The sequence below is a fragment of the Streptomyces sp. NPDC097595 genome (genome assembly GCF_044761525.1).
Lineage (GTDB): Bacteria > Actinomycetota > Actinomycetes > Streptomycetales > Streptomycetaceae > Streptomyces > Streptomyces drozdowiczii_A.
Window position 1 is genome coordinate 446,818 of sequence record NZ_JBIWCN010000001.1, and the last position, 17,778, is coordinate 464,595.

At 71.7% G+C, this 17,778-nt stretch carries 14 protein-coding genes; 5 read left to right on the forward strand and 9 right to left on the reverse strand.

The window, feature by feature from the left end; all coding sequences use genetic code 11:
- Positions 1-8 precede the first annotated feature (8 nt).
- Positions 9-2,519 (reverse strand): glycoside hydrolase family 3 C-terminal domain-containing protein, encoded by a 2,511-nt coding sequence (locus tag ACIQZN_RS01940; protein WP_403986955.1) that lies wholly within the window; start codon positions 2,517-2,519, stop codon positions 9-11.
- Between the two features lie 413 nt (positions 2,520-2,932).
- Here ACIQZN_RS01940 and ACIQZN_RS01945 point away from each other — a divergent pair, with 413 nt between their 5' ends.
- A complete protein-coding gene (locus ACIQZN_RS01945; RefSeq protein ID WP_403986958.1) occupies positions 2,933-4,234 on the forward strand; it encodes a transglycosylase family protein in 1,302 nt (433 codons plus the stop codon).
- Here the strand turns inward: ACIQZN_RS01945 and ACIQZN_RS01950 are convergent.
- On the reverse strand, positions 4,204-5,349 hold the full coding sequence (locus ACIQZN_RS01950) for a DMT family transporter (RefSeq protein ID WP_403986962.1): 1,146 nt from the start codon (positions 5,347-5,349) through the stop codon (positions 4,204-4,206). The genes ACIQZN_RS01945 and ACIQZN_RS01950 overlap by 31 nt on opposite strands.
- Before the next feature lie 250 nt (positions 5,350-5,599).
- On the opposite strand from ACIQZN_RS01950, the gene ACIQZN_RS01955 reads away from it, so the two are divergent.
- Complete coding sequence (locus tag ACIQZN_RS01955) at positions 5,600-7,948, forward strand: GH92 family glycosyl hydrolase (RefSeq protein ID WP_403986965.1); 2,349 nt, start codon at positions 5,600-5,602, stop codon at positions 7,946-7,948.
- Between the two features lie 71 nt (positions 7,949-8,019).
- Here ACIQZN_RS01955 and ACIQZN_RS01960 read toward each other — a convergent pair whose 3' ends face one another.
- Positions 8,020-8,352 (reverse strand): STAS domain-containing protein, encoded by a 333-nt coding sequence (locus ACIQZN_RS01960; protein WP_403986968.1) that lies wholly within the window; start codon positions 8,350-8,352, stop codon positions 8,020-8,022.
- Between the two features lie 249 nt (positions 8,353-8,601).
- Positions 8,602-9,114, reverse strand: a complete 513-nt coding sequence (locus ACIQZN_RS01965; RefSeq protein WP_403986971.1) for a MarR family transcriptional regulator — start codon at positions 9,112-9,114, stop codon at positions 8,602-8,604.
- Between the two features lie 80 nt (positions 9,115-9,194).
- On the opposite strand from ACIQZN_RS01965, the gene ACIQZN_RS01970 reads away from it, so the two are divergent.
- Complete coding sequence (locus ACIQZN_RS01970) at positions 9,195-10,370, forward strand: PP2C family protein-serine/threonine phosphatase (protein ID WP_403986974.1); 1,176 nt, start codon at positions 9,195-9,197, stop codon at positions 10,368-10,370.
- A 61-nt stretch (positions 10,371-10,431) separates the two neighbouring features.
- On the opposite strand, the gene ACIQZN_RS01975 is transcribed toward ACIQZN_RS01970, so the two are convergent.
- The 5 genes from ACIQZN_RS01975 to ACIQZN_RS01995 form a co-directional block, all read right to left on the reverse strand.
- Positions 10,432-10,887, reverse strand: coding sequence for an ATP-binding protein (locus tag ACIQZN_RS01975; RefSeq protein WP_330314730.1), 456 nt, complete (start codon positions 10,885-10,887; stop codon positions 10,432-10,434).
- A 99-nt stretch (positions 10,888-10,986) separates the two neighbouring features.
- The gene (locus ACIQZN_RS01980; protein ID WP_403986978.1) at positions 10,987-11,430 is read right to left on the reverse strand and encodes a response regulator; all 444 of its coding nucleotides are present in this window, start codon (positions 11,428-11,430) and stop codon (positions 10,987-10,989) included.
- Positions 11,427-13,052, reverse strand: a complete 1,626-nt coding sequence (locus ACIQZN_RS01985; protein WP_403986981.1) for a CHASE3 domain-containing protein — start codon at positions 13,050-13,052, stop codon at positions 11,427-11,429. The genes ACIQZN_RS01980 and ACIQZN_RS01985 overlap by 4 nt, the downstream gene beginning before the upstream one ends.
- Positions 13,042-14,301, reverse strand: coding sequence for a PP2C family protein-serine/threonine phosphatase (locus ACIQZN_RS01990; protein WP_403987389.1), 1,260 nt, complete (start codon positions 14,299-14,301; stop codon positions 13,042-13,044). Before ACIQZN_RS01990 ends, ACIQZN_RS01985 begins: the two co-directional genes overlap by 11 nt.
- Before the next feature lie 199 nt (positions 14,302-14,500).
- Positions 14,501-15,403 carry an RNA polymerase sigma factor SigF gene (locus ACIQZN_RS01995; protein WP_403986984.1) on the reverse strand — a complete coding sequence of 301 codons (903 nt, stop codon included), beginning with the start codon at positions 15,401-15,403 and terminating at the stop codon, positions 14,501-14,503.
- A 209-nt stretch (positions 15,404-15,612) separates the two neighbouring features.
- On the opposite strand from ACIQZN_RS01995, the gene ACIQZN_RS02000 reads away from it, so the two are divergent.
- Entirely contained in the window at positions 15,613-17,097 is a 1,485-nt protein-coding gene (locus ACIQZN_RS02000) for an SDR family NAD(P)-dependent oxidoreductase (RefSeq protein WP_403986987.1), read from the forward strand.
- 346 nt (positions 17,098-17,443) lie between these two features.
- Positions 17,444-17,620 carry a hypothetical protein gene (locus tag ACIQZN_RS02005; RefSeq protein WP_158071800.1) on the forward strand — a complete coding sequence of 59 codons (177 nt, stop codon included), beginning with the start codon at positions 17,444-17,446 and terminating at the stop codon, positions 17,618-17,620.
- The last annotated feature ends 158 nt before the right edge of the window (positions 17,621-17,778 follow it).

Sequence of the window (17,778 nt, forward strand, 5' to 3'; positions counted from 1 at the left end):
GAGCGCATTTATAGCATCAGCGGAGAGCGCTCTCCATCGTGCTCCGAACCGTTACCGGATCCTTTCCCGGCCGAGTCCGCACCCGGCTGCGCCACGATCCGCGCGGTGAGCGGCAGATCGCCCGCCGAACGGCCGCCGAGCAGCGTGAACGCACCCGCCTCCGTCTCCCAGCCACGCCCCCCGGGCGACCAGTGGGCCAGCGCCCGCCCGTCCACCCGGACCACCGCGACCGCGCTCTCCCCGGGCTCCGCCTCGACCGTCGCGTAGCCGATGAGCTTGCGCACCGGCCGCTCGACGGCGGAGCCGCTCCGCGCCAGGTACACCTGCACCACCTCCCGCCCGCGCCGCCGTCCGGTGTTCCGCACCCGCACGTGTACGTCGAAGGGCTCCCCGGCCGCCACCGCCGCCGGGGCCGTCAGCTCCTCGTAGGCCCAGCCGGTGTAACCGAGCCCGTGGCCGAACCAGTACGCCGGAGCGGCCCCCGACCGCAGCCAGGCCCGGTAACCGATGTGCGGGCCCTCCGCGTAGTGCAGCCGCCCGTCGTCGTCGGGCGCGGTCCCGAGCACGGGTACGTCGTCCTGGGCGGCGGCCCAGGTGGTCGGCAGCCGGCCGCCGGGCTCGGCGTACCCGAACAGCACATCGGCCAGCCCGTCCCCGGCCTCCTGGCCCGGGAACCAGGCGAGCAGCAGCGCGGGCACCCGCTCGTGCCAGGGCAGGGCGACCGGGCCGCCCGCGTTGACCACGACGACGGTGCGCGGGTTGGCCCGCGCCACCGCGCGCACCAGCGCGTCCTGGCCCTCCGGCAGGTCCAGGCTCTCCCGGTCGTGGCCCTCGGACTCGCTCTGCTCCGTCGTGCCGACGACGACCACCGCCACGTCGGCCGCGCGTGCGGCGGCGACCGCTTCGGCGAGCGCGGCGTCCGCGTCACCGGCGGGCGGGGCGGCGGCGAGGATCGTCGCGACCCCGGTGTGCGGTGCGAGCGACCGGACCGCGACCACTTCCACCTGGCGGCCCGCCGTCAGTTCCACGCGGGCCGTGTGCAGGGGCGGGGCGACGTGCACCCGGGTCGGGTCGTCGCTGTCCAGCGGGAAGGTGCCGGACAGCACCTCGTGCCCGTCGACGCTGAGGGAGATGTCGCCCCAGCCGCCGACCGCCCAGGTCCACGTGCCGCTCTCGGTAGGCCGGAACAGCGCCCGGATCTCCACCGCGGCCGCGCCCTCGGCCCGGACCGACGGCTCCACGATCCGCCCGGACAGCCGGTGCTCCGCGTGGAGTTCGGCGCCCCGCGCGTCGAGCAGCCGCACCAGCACCCCGGGCTCGCCGTCGCGCGGATCGCGTGCCCGGTCGCGGCCGAGCGGTTCGGGCCGGCCGGACGCGGGAAGGCCCGGCCGGTACGTCACCGCCGCCACGCCGTCGAGCGCCCGCTCGATCCCGGCCAGCGGGGTCACCACGTGCTCCGGGAACACCTCCGCGCTGCCGCCGCCCTGGATGCGTACGGCGGTGGCGTGCGGCCCGATGACCGCGACGGACCTCAGCGCCGCCGCGTCCAGCGGCAGCAGCCCGCCCTCGTTGCGCAGCAGCACCGCACCGGCCGACACGGCACGGCGCAGCAGGGCGCGCCCGGCCCCCGGAGCCGTCGCGGGGCGGCGCGCCGTGCGGTCCGGCCCGAGCGCGCCCACCCGGCGGGCCAGCCGCAGCAGCCTGCGTACCTTCTCGTCCACGGCTTCGGCGGTGACCAGGCCCTCTTCGAGCGCCGCGAGCAGACCGGCCGCCCAGGGGCCGTCCGGGCCCGGCATCGCCAGGTCCTGGCCGGAGCGGGCGGAGTCGAGAAGGGTGCGCACACCGCCCCAGTCGGAGACCACGAGGCCGTCGAAACCCCAGTCGTCCTTGAGCGGGTGCTCCAGGAGCGGTGACGCGGACATGGTGACGCCGTCGACCTTGTTGTACGCGGACATGACGGCCCAGACCCCGGCCGCGACGGCCTCCTCGAACGGGGCGAGATACACCTCGCGCAGGGTGCGTTCATCGATCCGGACGTCGACGGTCAGCCGGTCCGTCTCGGCGTCGTTGCCGACGAAGTGCTTCGCGGTGGCGGCGACTCCGCCCGACTGGATGCCCCGGATCAGCGCCACGCCGGTGCGGCCCGTGAGCAGCGGGTCCTCGGAGAAGCACTCGAAGTGCCGGCCGCCCAGCGGGGAGCGGTGGAGGTTCAGGGTGGGGGCCAGGAGCACGTCGACGCCCTTGCGTCTCGCCTCCGAGGCGAGCAGCGCGCCGAGGTCCGTCAGCAGCCGTTCGTCCCAGGAGGCGGCGAGCGCGGTGGGGGAGGGGAGGACGAGCGAGGTCTCGCGTTCGTCCCAGGTCTCGCCCCGGACGCCGGCCGGGCCGTCGGAGAGGGTGAGCGCGCGCAGCCCGGCGGCCGGTTCGGCGTACGTGCGCCAGGTGCTGGCACCGGTGAGCAGACGAACCTTCTGTGCCGCGTCCAGCTTGTCGAGCAGCGGTTCGGTCTCTTCGTCCGTCATGGCGGCCATGCTCCTTCGTGCACCGCGCTCCCACGGATATCGGAGAGCGCTCTCCCAGCTGTCGCGCCCAGCGTCCCCGCTCGCCGCCGACCGTGTCAATGGGGGCCCGGGGCGGGCCTGTTCGGGCCCCCGGTCCAGGGGCGGGGCTTACGATGCCCCCGGTCCTTGTTCTGGGGGAAACATGAGAGCCATACGCGTCACGGGCGTCCTCGCCCTCGTCGTACTCCTGGCCGCGTGCGGCGGCGGTTCCGGTCCGTAGCGGAGCCCGTCCGCCTCGCCCCGCTGACCTTCGCCCTGCGCTGACCGGTCCGGGCGACGGTGGCCGAAACGTACCGTGGTCTTGTCATCACCCGCTGTTTGCCCATAAGTTGACCGCTTGCGACATGTCCTACAGTCAGTGGGGGAGCCACGTCATGGGCGCGAACGGACGGCACCGCAGATACCAGCCGAGCCGCATCAACCGGGCTTCGCTCACCGTCACGGCAGGAGGCGCCGGCCTCGCCCTCCCGCTCCTCACCGCTGCCTCGGCGGGCGCCGCGTCCACGGACGTCTGGGAGAAGGTCGCCGCCTGCGAGTCGACCGGCAACTGGCACATCAACAGCGGCAACGGCTACTTCGGCGGCCTCCAGTTCACCCGCTCGACCTGGGCGGCGTACGGCGGCACGGCCTACGCGGCGCGCGCCGACCTCGCCACCAGGGACCAGCAGATCACCATCGCGGAGAAGGTCCTGGACGGCCAGGGCCCCGGCGCCTGGCCGGTCTGCTCCGGAAAGGCGGGCCTGGCCCGGGGCGGTGCCACGCCCGACGTCAGCACGCAGAGCGAGCGCACGGCGAGCGTCGCGACGCCGAAGAAGCCGGACAACGCGTCGTTATCGTCCCGCCCCGCGCAGACCAAGAAGGCCACACCCCCGGCCACGCCGACCACGGTGCCGGGCAAGCGCGAGTCGTACACCGTGACGCCGGGCGACTCGCTCTCCGGGATCGCGGACGACCAGCACCTCCAGGGCGGCTGGCAGCGGCTGTACGCGGCGAACCGCGCGGTCGTCGGCGACGACCCGGACCTCATCTTCCCCGGCCAGCGCCTGACCCTGACCGGAACGCCCAGAACGGCCACGAAGGCAACGCCGAGGACGGCGACCAAGGCCGAACCGAAGACCGCGTCCAAGGCCACCCCGAAGACGGCTCCCAAGGCGGCGCCGAAACCCGCCCAGAAGCCCGCGCCGCAGCCGAAGCAGCAGACCAAGCCGCAGCCCCGGAAGACCCAGACGCCGCACAAGCCCCAGACGCACAAGACCGAGCACACGCAGAAGCACAGCGGGCTCACCGCGCCCGTCGCGGCCCGCACCGGCACCCCGTACCACCAGGCCGGTTCCTGGTCCAGCGGCTACCACACGGGCGTCGACTTCCCCGTCCCCACCGGCACCTCCGTCAAGGCGATGGCCTCCGGCACCGTCGTATCGGCGGGCTGGGCGGGACCGTACGGCTACCAGGTCGTCATCCGGCACAGCGACGGCAAGTACAGCCAGTACGCGCACCTGTCGTCGCTGCTCGTGCGCGGCGGACAGCACGTCGGCGGCGGCCAGCGGATCGCCCGCTCCGGCGCCACCGGCAACGTCACGGGCCCGCACCTGCACTTCGAGGTCCGCACCGGCCCGGAGTACGGCTCCGACATCGACCCGCTGGCCTACCTCAGAGCGGGCGGCGTCAAGGTCTGAACGCCCCCGTCAGCGGCCTCCCCGGCGGTCCTGCGCCCGGCGCCCGGGGGAGGGCCGAACTCCACCCGGCCGGTCAGGCCCTCCAGCGGCATCCGCACGGGCGGTGCCGGACGAGGCGTCCGCGGCCCCGCCGCTTCGGGACCGGCCACGGCGGCCGGGACCGGCTCCACCGTGCGAGACAGGATGCCCGTCGAGGCCGGCGGCCCGGCGGGCCCGGCGAAATCCGCGGGCTCCGCGTCCCCCGCATCCGGGGATTCCGGCGCCTCCGGCGCCACCCGCTCCGCGCTCATCCGTTCCGTGGTCAGCATGATCAGCCCGCCGGCCGCGACCGCCCCGCACACCAGCGCCAGCACCGTGCCCGTGACCCCGTGCCGGAACTGCTCGCCGAACAGCGTGATCCCCACCGCCGCGGCCACCACCGGGTTCACCACGGTCACCGTGGCCAGCGGGGCCGTCAGACCCGCGCCCCGGTACGCCGCCTGCGACAGCAGCAGACCGGAGCCCGCCAGCGCCGCGATCACCAGCAGCGGCAGCAGCCCGGACTTCACGGCGCCCGCCGTCCACTCCATGGCCACCGTCTTCGTGTACACCGACGCGATACCGAACGCGACGCCCGCCGCCCCGGCCAGCACCACACTCCGCATCACCGGTCGGCGCATGGCGCGCGAGAGCAGGATGAGCGCGGCCACGGCACCGAACGTCACCATCGCCAGCATCAGCTGCTGCGGGGCGCCCAGGCTGTGCGCGTCGGAGCTGCCGGTCAGCGCGAGCAGCCCGGCCAGACCCGCCGTCGCCATGACGGCGCCGCGCCAGGCCGTGGCCCCGGCCCTGCGGCGTACGAACAGCGCGGCCATCGGCAGCGCGAAGACGATCGTGAGCGCCCCGAGCGGCTGTACGAGGCTCAACGGGCCGTACGCCAGCGCCACGACGTGCAGGACGGCGCCCACCCCGTTGAGCGTGACGGCCGCCCACCAGACGCGGTTGCGCAGCGGTGCGAGAGAGCGGCCGTCCGAGGCCGTGGCCACGCGCTCCTGGACGATCGCCCCGGCCGCGTAGGCGACCGCGGAGACCAGTGACAGGAGCACGGACAGCGCAAGGGAACTCATGTACACCACGATCCCCTTTTACAGCCGCCGCGTCGTCGTCCCTGAGGCGGCGATCCGGCGTACTGCTTTGGTAGTACGGCAGTGGTCCGGGTGTCCTCCTCTTGACGGTAGTCCTCCGCGCGGCGGACGTCAGAAGGATCTTGCCGGGGACGGCCTTCACGGGACCGACACGCGCGGTGTCCGTCCGACCCCTTGACGCGATCACGGCGGAATCCAAGAATGATCGCGCTCTGACAACGTTGTCCTAAGGAGTCTCCCCATGCATCGGACCCCACGGCCGGGACTGCGCGGCCCAGCGGCCCTGCTCGCCGCCGCCGCGCTCCTGGGCGGTGTCCTCCTCCCGGGGGCCACGGCCGAGGCCGCCCCCCGGAGCGACGGCCGGCTGACCGATCTGGTCAATCCGTTCATCGGCACCCAGAACGAGGGCAACACCTACCCCGGCGCCTCCGTGCCCTTCGGCATGGTGCAGCTCTCGCCGGACACCGGCCACAACACCGGTTACGACTACGGCGAGAACCACATCCGCGGTTTCTCCTCCGTCCACCTCTCCGGCGTCGGCTGCGGCCTCGGCGGCGACCTGCCGACGCTGCCCACCACCGGCGACGTCACCGAGACCGACTACGCGAAGTACGCGGCGGAGTTCAGCCACGAAGACGAGAAGGCGAGCCCCGGCTACTACCGGGTCGGGCTCAAGACCGGCATCGAGGCCGAGCTGACCGCCACCGAGCGCACCGGCGTCCAGCGCTACACCTTCCCGGCCACCGACAAGGCCAACGTCCTGCTGAACGCGGGCCAGTCGCTGCACCGGACGCTCTCGTCCGACGTGGAGATCCTGGACAACCGCACCGTGCGGACCGCCATCACCGGCAGCGGCTTCTGCCAGGACACCAAGGCGTACACGGTCTACACGATCACCCGGTTCGACCGCCCCTTCACCACCTCGGGCACTTGGAACGGCGACACCGTCACCGACGCGAAGAAGTCGAAGGCCACCGACGCCCGCAACGGCGCCTGGCTGCGGTTCGACACCACCAAGGACCGCACCGTCGAGGCCACCACGGCCCTCAGCTACGTCGACGCCAAGGGCGCCGCGCTCAACCTCCGCGCCGAGGGCGGCCACAGCTTCGACCACGTCCTGCGCGACGCCGAACACACCTGGGAGGACCGCCTCGAAGGCGTGAAGGCCCAGGGCGGCAGCGACGAACTGCGCCGGACCTTCTACTCCTCCCTCTACCGGTCCTTCCTCGCGCCCAACGTGGGCAGCGACGTGGACGGCCGCTACACGGGCTGGGACCAGAAGAAGCACACCGCGAAGGGCTTCACGTACTACCAGAACTGGTCGCTGTGGGACACCTACCGCACCCAGGCCCAGCTGCTCTCCCTGCTCGCCCCGCGCGAATCCCGCGACATGGCGATATCCGTCCTGCGCATCGACGCGGAGAGCGGCTGGCTGCCCAAGTGGGGCTACGGCACGGTCGAGACCAACATCATGACCGGCGACCCGGTCACCCCCTTCCTCACCAACGCCTACCAGCAGGGCCTGCTGAAGGGGTACGAGGAGGAGGCGTACCGCGCCCTGAAGAAGAACGCGGACGGGGTGCCGCCCACCGACTCCGCGCCCGTGGGCCGCGAGGCCAACGACCAGTACCTGAAGGACGGCTTCGCCCCGTACATCAAGGACCGGCCGCACGCGAAGCCCGGTGACTCCGACTTCGACCACGGCGCCTCCGCGACCCTGGAGTACGCCCTCGCCGACGGCATGCTCGCCGAGATGGCCCGGGACCTCGGCCACAAGGCCGACGCGGCACGCTACGAGGCCCGCGCCCAGAACTACCGGAAGATCTTCGACCCCTCCACCGGCTTCTTCCGTGCCCGCGACGCGGCCGGCGCGTTCACCGGCCCCGCCGACCCGGCCGAGAGCGAGGGCTTCCACGAGGGCACGTCCTGGCAGTACCAGTGGATGGTCCCGCAGGACATCCCCGGCATGGTCGACCTCATCGGCGGGAAGGACGCCGCCAACCAGCGGCTCGACTCGTTCTTCGCGTACGACAAGCTCCTCGCCGACCCGGCGAAGACCGCCCGCGAGGTGTGGGTGAACGGCCCTTACGCGTACTACAACGCCGACAAGTACAACCCGCAGAACGAGCCCGACCTCATCGCCCCGTACACCTACCTCTCCACCGGCCAGCCGTGGAAGACGACCGACGTGGTCCACGCGGCCCTGACGCTCTTCACCAACGGCCCGACCGGCATGACCGGCAACGACGACCTGGGCACGATGTCCGCCTGGATGGTGCTCTCGTCCATCGGCGTCTTCCCGGTCCAGCCGGGCACCGACACCTGGGGCCTGTCCACGCCCGCGTTCGAACGCGTCGACATCAAGCTCGACCGGCGCTACTACCCGCACGGCGCGCTGACCGTCAGCGCCCCGGGCACCTCGGACGCCGACCGCTACATCCAGTCCGCCCGGCTCGACCGCGCGACGCAGTCGCGTACCTACCTGACCACGGACGACATCCGCTCGGCCCGCTCGCTCTCCTTCACGGTGGGCGACGAGCCGTCGGCATGGGGCACCTCGCCCGAGGACGCCCCGCCCGCCCTGGACTGACCGGGCGCCGCACGGCCGAGCGCCCTTCTCCCCGTCGGCGGGGAGAAGGGCGCTCGGTGTTTGCCTCTTCGCTAGGCGGGAAGCGGCGGGTCGATCGCCTCGGCGACGCTCGGGAAGACCGGGACCGCGCTGTCCAGACCAAGAACGGAGATCAGCCTTTCCATGAAGACCGAGGGTGCGGCGAGCCGCAGCCGGGGACCGAGAGCCGTCTGTCCCTGCAGCAGCACGTTCACCGTCGTGGAGTCGGCGAAACTCACGTCCGAGAGGTCCACGACGACCGGCCCGGCACCCTCAAGCGACGCGTTCTCCAGCGCGGTGCCGAGGGGCGCCACGTTGTCGATGTCGAGGTCACCGGTTACAGCGAGCACCAACGCCCCACGTTCATGCCGTGGGACGATCTGCATGGCTCTGCCGGCGCTGGGCGGTGGAAGCACGTTCACCTCGTGTTGCACTGGGCGGCGGGGGTAACGCCGCGATCGGACGGGCAGTTCGATTCTGCTCCGTCCCTGCTCGCGGCGGGAATGCTCAACGATAAAAGTAACAGTTGCCATTTGACAACATTCTTCGTGGGGCAACAATCTGTACCGAACGATCAACGTGAGCGCCCGTCCGAGCGGCGCCTTCGGAACGCGGAAGCAGGGGCGTGCATGAAGCTAGGCGCTGTCCGCGACATCGTCGCGAAGCCGGGCGGCGGTACTCCGCTCACCGGTGAGCCGCTGCGATGCCGCCGAGCGGAAGGCGGCGAGCCCCACGGCCAGAGCCGCCACATCGGAAGACTGCATCCGCTCCAGCACGGCGGTCAGCTCCCGCGTGCGGATCGCCCGGTACTCCTCCAGCAGCTCCCGCCCCTGAAGGGTCAGCCGCAGCTCGACCTCCCGGCGGCTCGTCGGGCTCGGGTCGCGCTGGACCAGCCCCATGGCCTCCATCCGGTCGCACAGCCGACTCACCGACGGCGCCCGCGAACCGAGCGCCTCCCCGAGGGAGCGCAGGTTGCTGCCCTCCTGCTGCTCGATGACGAGGAGCGCGCGAAGCTGGGAGGGGGAGACAACTCCCCGGGCGGCGGCCTCCTGGCCACGTCCCCACAACACCTCCAGAAGCTCGGACGCGGCACAGACGTCCTCGGACACCTGTTCAGGGCGATGAGGGAGTCCGGTGCGGTGGGGCATTCTTCCACTCTGTCACCCGTAGCGTGCTCCTGTCAGCCTGGCTCCGCTCCCGCCACCCACCGAAGAATGGGCGAAACAGCGTGAATGCCCCCACGGATATCGAACGAGCGCTCCGCGCGGCGCCGCCGTATGCCCTGGTGAAGACGGTGCGCGAGATCCTCGCGAAGTCGTACGGGGCCCTCTCGGTGCAGCTCCTCCTGGCGGATTACGGAATGACCGTGCTCAACCCGGTCGATGCAGGCGACGGCCCCGGACAGCCGCTCTCCGTGCACAACAGCCCGCAGGGCCGCGCCTTCGGCAGCCAGCGCCCGCACCAGGGCCGCACCGGCCCCGACGACGCGGCCGACCACCACTTCCCGGTCACCGTCCGGGGCGAGCGCCTCGGCATCCTCACCGTCCGGCTGCCCTCCGCGTGCGCCACCCCGCAGATCACGGACGACCTCACCCATGTGGCGGACCTCCTCGGCCACGAGATCGTCGTCGCCGAACGGGACACCGACCACTACCAGCGCGCCCGGCGCACCACGCGCCTCACCCTCGCCGCCGAGATGCAGTGGCAGCTGCTCCCCGCCAGGTCGTTCACCACCGCCGAATACGCCATAGGAGCCCAGCTCGAACCCGCCTACGCCATCCACGGCGACAACTTCGACTGGGCGGCAGAGGGCGACCAGCTGAGCGTCGCCGTGACCAACGGCCTGGGGGAGGGCATCCGCGCCTCCCTCCTCACCAACCTCGCCGTCAACGCGCTGCGCAACGCCAGGCGGGCCGGGATCGGCATCGCGGACCAGGCGGCCCTGGCCGACCAGGCCATCTACGAGCAGCACCGCGGCGCCGCCCACGTCTCCACCCTGCTGCTCCGTTTCGACCTGGCCACGGGCTCGGTCGAGGCGGTGGACGCGGGCTCCCCGCAGCTGTGGCGCCTGCGCGGCCGCACGGTCACCCGGGTCGCGCTGGACGCCCAGCTCCCGCTGGGGATGTTCGAGGAGTCGCAGTACGCCATCCAGCACCTCCAGGCCCGCCCCGGCGACCGGCTGCTGCTCGTCAGCGACGGGGTCTACGACGCCATCACACCGGCCGGTGAGACATTCGCGGAACGCGGTCTGCCCAGGGCCGTCCTCGCCACCCGGCTGCTGTCGGCGGCCGCCGTGCCCGGCGCGGTCCTGCGGGAACTGGCGGAACACCGGGCGTCCGACACGCTGGACGACGCCCTGGTCATGTGCATCGACTGGTTCGGCCGGCCCGAGGCCAGGGGCTGAGCCCGGCACCATCGCCTGAGCCCGGGCCGGGGACATCGCCCGCCCGGCGCTCCCGGCCGGCTCAGCTGCTCAGCGTGAACTCGGCTCTGATGCGCTTGCCGACCGGCACCCGCTCGGCCGTGACGCGGTCGCACAGGGCCACCACGATCTCCATGCCGTGGCCGCCCAGGCGGCTCGGGTCGGGGGCGTAGAAAACGGGCAGCGCGCTGCTGCTGTCGTACACCGTGATGCTGATCCGCTCCGCCGTGCCTTCCAGCTCCAGCAGATACGGGCCGTGGCTGTAGCGCTCCGCGTTGGTGACGAGCTCGCTCACGGCCAGCATCAGGTCGTTGCGGGTGTGCGTGCCGAGCACGGCCATCCACTCGGACACCAGCCTGCCGAGAAAGCGGTCTGCCAGTGCCCGCGCCTGGGAAATGCAGCCCGGCTCGCCGTCGAACACTTCGGCGCTGTGCAATGCCTCCGTGGGCGGACAGCTCCGGGGGGAGTCGTCCGGCCGGGAGATCGCCTGTTCGTTCATGTGCTCCAGCCAAGGCGCAGCGGGGGAGGTCGCAGACCTCTTTCTTGTGATCGTGTACCCGCGTCGGGAGATCCCATTCCCATGCGTCGTCAGCGAATATTACGCGCGGCCGGGAAGCCGCACCACGGTGACGAAGAAGTCGTCGATCTGCCGGACGGCCGCGATGAACTGGTCCAGGTCGACCGGCTTGGTCACATAGGCGTTGGCGTGCAGCTTGTAGCTGCGCAGGATGTCCTCCTCGGCGGAGGAGGTCGTGAGCACGACGACGGGGATCAGCGCGAGCTCCGGGTCCTGCTTGATCTGCTCCAGCACCTGGCGGCCGTCGTACTTCGGCAGGTTCAGGTCGAGCAGGATCAGATCGGGGCGGGGCGCCTCGGTGTGGGCTCCCCGGCGGTACAGGAAGTCGAGCGCCTCCTCGCCGTCGCGGACCACGTGGAGCGTGTTGCGGATCTTGTTGTCCTCGAACGCCTCACGCGTCATCAGCTCGTCGCCCGGGTCGTCCTCGACGAGCAGGACCTCGATGGGCTCTACAGGGGTGTTCACGTGGTCGCTCCGGAGATCTCCGCAGGGGCTGCGGCGTCGTTGGTTTCCGCGGGTTCGGGCTCGGGGTCGGCGGGGAGCGAGAAGTGGACCCGCGCCCCCTGTCGGGAATCGGGATCGAGCCAGATCCTGCCCCCGTGGAACTCGATGATCTTGCGGCACAGGGCGAGGCCGATGCCCGTCCCGTCGTACTCGTCACGGGCGTGCAGGCGCTGGAAGATGACGAAGACCTTCTCCGCGAACTCGGGCGCGATGCCGATCCCGTTGTCGGCCACCGTGAAGTGCCAGTCGTCGCCCTCCCGCTCGCACCCGACCGTGATCACGCACGGCTCGTCGGCGCGGCGGAACTTCACGGCGTTCCCGATCAGGTTCTGCCAGATCATCGCGAGCGTCGTGGGGTCACCGGTGACCGAGGGGAGGGGGTTCTCGCGGACGACCGTGGTCCCCGACTCCTCGATCACCATCGCCAGGTTCGCCAGCGCCCGGTCGAGCGACTTGTCGAGCTCCACGGGGGTCCAGCTGTCGTGGACGCGCCCAACCCGGGAGAACGTCAGCAGGTCGTTGATGAGGACCTGCATGCGCTTGGCGCCGTCGACCGCGAAGTCGATGTACTGCTTGCCGCGGCCGTCCAGCTCGTTCCCGTACCGCTTCTCCAGCAGCTGGCAGAACGAGGCGACCTTCCGCAGCGGCTCCTGGAGGTCGTGCGAGGCGACGTACGCGAACTGCTCCAGCTCCGAATTGGACCGGCGCAGCTCCACGGTCTGCTGCGCCAGCACGTCCTCCCGCTCCTGCACGGCGTCGAGCTCGGCCACCAGCCTGCCCCGCATCTCCTCGACCGCGGCGGCCACCGCCCGTACGTCGGAGGGCCCGCGCACCTCGATCCGCTGCCGGCGGAAGCTGCTGGAGCGGACCCGCCGGGACGCCTCGGCGAGCGCGTTCAGCGGCCGCCCCACGGTGCGCTGGAGCAGCACGCTGAGGGCGATGACGCAGAGCGCGAAGACGATCAGCAGGGCGGCGAGCACCCGGTCCCGTGTGTGGCGGGTGTCCTCCAGCTGGGCGCGCACCCGGTCCCGGGCGGCGTCGAGATGAGCCTGCTGGGTGCCGTACAGCTGCCGCAGCTTGTCGAAGGCGGCCTTGCTCTCGGCGGTCCTGGCGGACGAGCGCGTCCCGGGGCCGTCGCGCCGGACATCGGCGATCAGCGGGTCGGCGTGGACCCGGCGCCAGTCCGCGGCGGCGGCGGCGATCCGGTCCAGGTCGCGGCTGTACGGCTGCCCGCCGCCCATCGCGGAGCGCACCCGGGCCAGCCGGTCCGCCTCCTCCTTCTTGCCGGCGGCGAACGGCTCCAGGAACGAGTCGTCACCGGTCAGCGCGTAGCCCCGGACCCCCGTCTCCTGGTTCAGCAGCGCGTTCTGGAGCTGGAAGGAGGCGGAGCGGGCCGGCTGGATGTGGTCCACCAGCTCGGTCGTCTGATCCGAGATCCGGGCCAGGACGAGACCGCCCGCCACCACGCAGCCGCAGACCACGACGACGAAGGCGGCCAGGATGAGGTGGACCCAGTTCTGCACGGACAGGCGGGCCAAGCGGCCGGCCGACTGTGCCGGGGCTTCCGGTATTTCAGTGCTCATGAGCGGTGTTTCTCCAGCCGAGGTGCAGGACGGCGACGTCGTCGGCGAGGCCCCCGTGCGGGGCCGCGGCCTCCGTGGCACCCGCGACCAGTGCGTCGATGAACGGGCGGGCGGCGAGCGGGGCCATCTCCCGGGCCATGTCGAGCAGCCCCTCCTCGCCCAGCCGGCTGTGCGGCCCGGTGCGTCCTTCGAAGAGGCCGTCGGTGAACAGGACGAGCCCGGCGCCGGGCGCGAGTTCGAGATCGGTGACCGACCACTGACCGTGCCCCGGCAGCAGGCCGAGCGCCATCCCGCCCTCGGGCTCCACCCAGTCGACCTCCGAGCCGTGCCGGAGCAGCAGCCCGGGGTGGCCGGCCCGCATGACGCGGACGCGGTCGCCGCCGGGCGGAAAGGCCAGCGAGGTGACGGTCGCGAAGACATGGGGGTCGGTGCGCTCGGCGACCAGGATCGCTTCCAGGAGGCCGAGCTGTTCCAGCGGGTCGGTGCCGCACAGGACGGCGGTGCGCCAGGCGACCCGCAGGCACACCCCGAGCGCCGCCTCCGCCGCGCCGTGCCCCGACACGTCACCGATGACCGCCCACACCGTGCCGTCCGGCGTCTGGACCACGTCGTAGAAGTCACCGCTGAGCAGCCCGTGGGCCCGGCCCGGTTCGTAGCGGGCGACGGCCTGGAAGCTGTCGTCGTTCAGCAGGGGGACGGGCAGCAGGCCGCGTTCCAGGCGGGCGTTCTCCTGCGCCATCAGCTGGTTGGCGCGCAGCGCGGACGCCGTCCGCTCGACCTGCTTGCGCTGGAGTGCGTAACGGATCGCGCGCGCGAGGGCCTGCGGGTCGAGCAGCCCCTTCATCAGGTAGTCCTGAGCGCCCGTCGCCACGGCGGCGAGCCCCGCGTCGGCCTCGGCAAGGCCGGTGAGCACCACGATCGCCGCGTCGGGGGACGTGTCGACGATCTGGGTGACGGCCGGCAGCCCGTGCACGTCGGGCAGATGCAGGTCGAGCAGGACGCAGACGGGAGCCTGGTGCGACCGCAGGAAGGTCAGCGCCTCGGACAGGGTCTTGCACCAGGTCAGTGTCGGGTCCAGCTCGCCGTCGGCGAGCATCTCCTCGACGAGCAGGGCGTCGCCGGCGTCGTCCTCGACCAGCAGGATGGTGCCGGTGACGTCCCACACGGAGTCGCGGTCGTCCGCCTCGGATGCCGCCTGGACCGGGAAGGCCCCTGGGACGGGAGGTCGGGCCGGGGCGCCCACGCGCATCTCAGCCACGTTTCACTCTCTCCTTGCACCGTGCGGGCCGCCCGCCGGTGTTGCGCAGCATATGTGAACGACGCCCGGCGAATTGCCGCCGGGCGTCGTTCACATCGGCTTCGGCCACACTCCGTCGGTGTGTGACCGGATTCGAGAGGGTGGTCGGCCCCGGTCCGGCGACGCTCGCGCGTCCCGGCCCGGTGGGGAATCAGGCTTCCACGGACATCCCCGCCCGCAGCCGCTTGACGATACGGGCGAGCAGCCGGGACACGTGCATCTGCGAGACCCCGAGCTCCGCGCCGATCTGGGCCTGGGTCATCTCCTCGCCGAACCGCATCTGGACGATCCGGCGCTCGCGCTCGTCCAGCTGCTCCAGCAGGGGCGCCAGGGTGTGCAGGTTCTCGACGGTCTCCATGCCGGGGTCGGCCTCACCGATCACATCGGCGAGCGACCGCTGCTCGTTGCCGGAGTCCGTCTCCGCGGTGGGGGTGTCGATCGAACCGGCCGAGTACCCGTTGGCCGCGACCAGGCCCTCGATGATCTCCTCCTCGGAGAGATCGAGGTGGGCGGCCAGCTCGGCGACCGTCGGATCGCGGTCCAGCCGCGCCGACAGGGACTCCTTCGCCTTCGCGAGATCGACCCGCAGCTCCTGGAGCCGCCGCGGCACGTGCACCGCCCAGGTGGTGTCCCGGAAGAAGCGCTTGATCTCGCCGACGATGTAGGGGACGGCGAATGTGGCGAACTCCACCTCGCGCGAGAGGTCGAAGCGGTCGATCGCCTTGATCAGGCCGATGGTGCCGACCTGGATGATGTCCTCAGTGTCGTCACCGCCGCGGTTGCGGAACCGCGAGGCGGCGTACCGCACCAGCGAGAGATTCATCTCGATGAGGGTGTTGCGCGCGTACTGGTACTCGTGCGTGCCCTCCTCCAGCGTCTGCAGCTGGTCCAGGAACATCTTCGAGAGGGCCCGGGCGTCCTTGGGAGCGACCTTTCCGGTGTCCTCGATCCACGGCAGCTCCGCAGTCCCCGCACCGAGGGGTGCGCCGTCCTGCCGCGTGAGCGTGCACACGTCGCCGAGAACTCCGTCGGTCTGCTCCGTCGTGGTCGCCATGATGTGTGGCCCCTCCTGCTGGTCGCCAAGTGCTTCGCACACCGCCTGCCCCGGATTTCCGAGGCCATGCACAACCGGTGCGAAACTTTTTTCGCGCTCCTTCCGCCGGGCCCGTACTCACCCGATCGGAGCAGCTCACGGATCATGTCAAACTTGACCGAGCCCCACGCCCCCGGTGAGGCCGGCGGCACGAGCACAGAGGAACGGCGATGACGGTGACAGAGGACGGCCCCGAGATCGTGGCCGGGACCGAGGCATTCGGCCCGGGTATCGACCCCGAGCGGCTGGCCGTCTGCCTGAGCGTGCTGGACGAACTCGACACCATCGAGGTCGACCACCCGGACGCCATCGCGGTACGCCGGGCCACCGCCGGGGTCTACCGGACCGTGAAGCAGCGCCGGCGCCAGGAGCGCCGGGCCGCCAAGACCGCGCACGACAAGGCGGTGACCGAGGCCACCGCCACCGGCTCGGCCGAGCGCATCGACGACGAGACCCAGGGGGTCCTGCCGTCCTCGTCCGCCAGGAGCGAGATCGCCGGCATCCTCCAGCGGCCCCGGTCCTGCTACGTGTGCAAGACGCGGTACGTCGAGGTCGACGCGTTCTACCACCAGCTCTGCCAGGACTGCGCCCGGGAGAACCGCGCCCGCCGCGACGCGCGCGCCGACCTGACGGGCCGCCGGGCGCTGCTCACCGGCGGCCGCGCGAAGATCGGCATGTACATCGCGCTGCGGCTGCTCCGTGACGGGGCGCACACCACGATCACCACGCGCTTCCCCAACGACGCGATCCGCCGCTTCAAGGCGATGGAGGACAGCGACGAGTGGATCCACCGCCTGAAGGTCGTCGGCATCGACCTGCGCGACCCGGCCCAGGTCGTCGCGCTCGCCGACTCGGTGGCGGCCGAGGGCCCGCTCGACATCCTGATCAACAATGCGGCGCAGACGGTCCGCCGCTCCCCGCAGGCGTACAGCGAGCTGCTCGCCGCCGAGTCCGCCCCGCTGCCCACCGGTGAGCTGCCCGCCGCCGAGGTCATCGGCACCTTCGGCAGCGGCAGCGTCGACCGGGTCGCCGCGCTCCCCGCCGCCCGCAAGGAGGCGCTGAGCGCGCAGGAGGTCACGGACCTGGCCCTGGTGAGCGGTTCGGCGTCGCCGGCCCGGATCGCCGCCGGCACCGCGATCGACGCGGGCGGCCTCGTCCCGGACCTGCACGACACCAACAGCTGGATCCAGACAGTCGACGAGGTCGAGCCGATCGAGCTGCTGGAAGTGCAGCTCTGCAACTCCACCGCGCCGTTCATCCTGATCAGCCGGCTCCGCCCGGCCATGGCGGCGACCGAGGCCAAGCACTCCTACGTGGTCAACGTCTCCGCGATGGAGGGTGTGTTCGGGCGCGGCTACAAGGGCGCGGGCCACCCGCACACCAACATGGCCAAGGCCGCGCTGAACATGCTGACCCGCACCAGCGCCCAGGAGATGTTCGAGAAGGACGGCATCCTGATGACCGCCGTCGACACCGGCTGGATCACCGACGAGCGCCCGCACCCGGACAAGATGCGGCTGGCCGAAGAGGGCTTCCACGCCCCGCTCGACCTGGTCGACGGCGCCGCCCGGGTCTACGACCCCATCGTCCGCGGCGAGGCCGGCGAGGCGCTGTACGGCTGCTTCCTGAAGGACTACGCCCCCGCCAACTGGTAAGGGGAGCGGGGGCGGTCGCCCCGGAGTGCGGAGGCCCGGCGGGGATGATTTCCTGGCCGGGTCTTTTCCGTACGCGGTGGCTGAAAGTGACTCATGGCACACGTTCCATCGAGCGCGGACGCGCTCATTTGGTTACTCTGATGTGAACGGACGTCATCGAGGAGTCCACGAACCTTCCTCGACCGTCCTGGGACAGGCTTGTCAACCAAGTCGCCGTCCCGCCCCGTACCCGGCGCCACCGCGACCGAACTGTTCCTGCCCCTGCCCCGCATGGGCGGCTGATTCCCGGCAATGAGAACCGGAGCGTCGGCGACGCCCGGGGCTACGCGACACGAAGGAGTGCGCGGTGACGACACCGGAATTGACGAAGCAAGAGAAGCGTCCGGCCGAACGGCACGCAAAGCCGGGGCGCGGCAGCGACAAGCTCCAGAACATCGAGGTCTGGGCCAGGTCCGCGCCGATCCGCCTGGCCGGCTACGAGGAGGACCTCGCCGAGCCGCACATCCTGCCCGGCATCGACTGACCCCTCGGACACCCACTGTGGCCCGCCCCCTGCCCGGGGGCGGGCCACAGTGCGTTCCGCGGTGTACCCGAGTGGGCTACCGGGAACGCCCCCGGCGCGAGAAGCGCGCCTTTGTGTGACTCCATGGCATATGACGGACATCTCCGCGTGTCCGTCCT

Coding starts and splice junctions, on each gene's coding strand:
- ACIQZN_RS01995 (WP_403986984.1), bottom strand. CDS start 15,403: ATGGCGACCACGACGGAGCAGACCGACGGAGTTCTCGGCGACGTGTGC.
- ACIQZN_RS01965 (WP_403986971.1), bottom strand. CDS start 9,114: ATGCCCCACCGCACCGGACTCCCTCATCGCCCTGAACAGGTGTCCGAG.
- ACIQZN_RS01940 (WP_403986955.1), bottom strand. CDS start 2,519: ATGACGGACGAAGAGACCGAACCGCTGCTCGACAAGCTGGACGCGGCA.
- ACIQZN_RS01990 (WP_403987389.1), bottom strand. CDS start 14,301: ATGCGCGTGGGCGCCCCGGCCCGACCTCCCGTCCCAGGGGCCTTCCCG.
- ACIQZN_RS01955 (WP_403986965.1), top strand. CDS start 5,600: ATGCATCGGACCCCACGGCCGGGACTGCGCGGCCCAGCGGCCCTGCTC.
- ACIQZN_RS01985 (WP_403986981.1), bottom strand. CDS start 13,052: ATGAGCACTGAAATACCGGAAGCCCCGGCACAGTCGGCCGGCCGCTTG.
- ACIQZN_RS01960 (WP_403986968.1), bottom strand. CDS start 8,352: ATGCAGATCGTCCCACGGCATGAACGTGGGGCGTTGGTGCTCGCTGTA.
- ACIQZN_RS01975 (WP_330314730.1), bottom strand. CDS start 10,887: ATGAACGAACAGGCGATCTCCCGGCCGGACGACTCCCCCCGGAGCTGT.
- ACIQZN_RS02000 (WP_403986987.1), top strand. CDS start 15,613: ATGACGGTGACAGAGGACGGCCCCGAGATCGTGGCCGGGACCGAGGCA.
- ACIQZN_RS01945 (WP_403986958.1), top strand. CDS start 2,933: ATGGGCGCGAACGGACGGCACCGCAGATACCAGCCGAGCCGCATCAAC.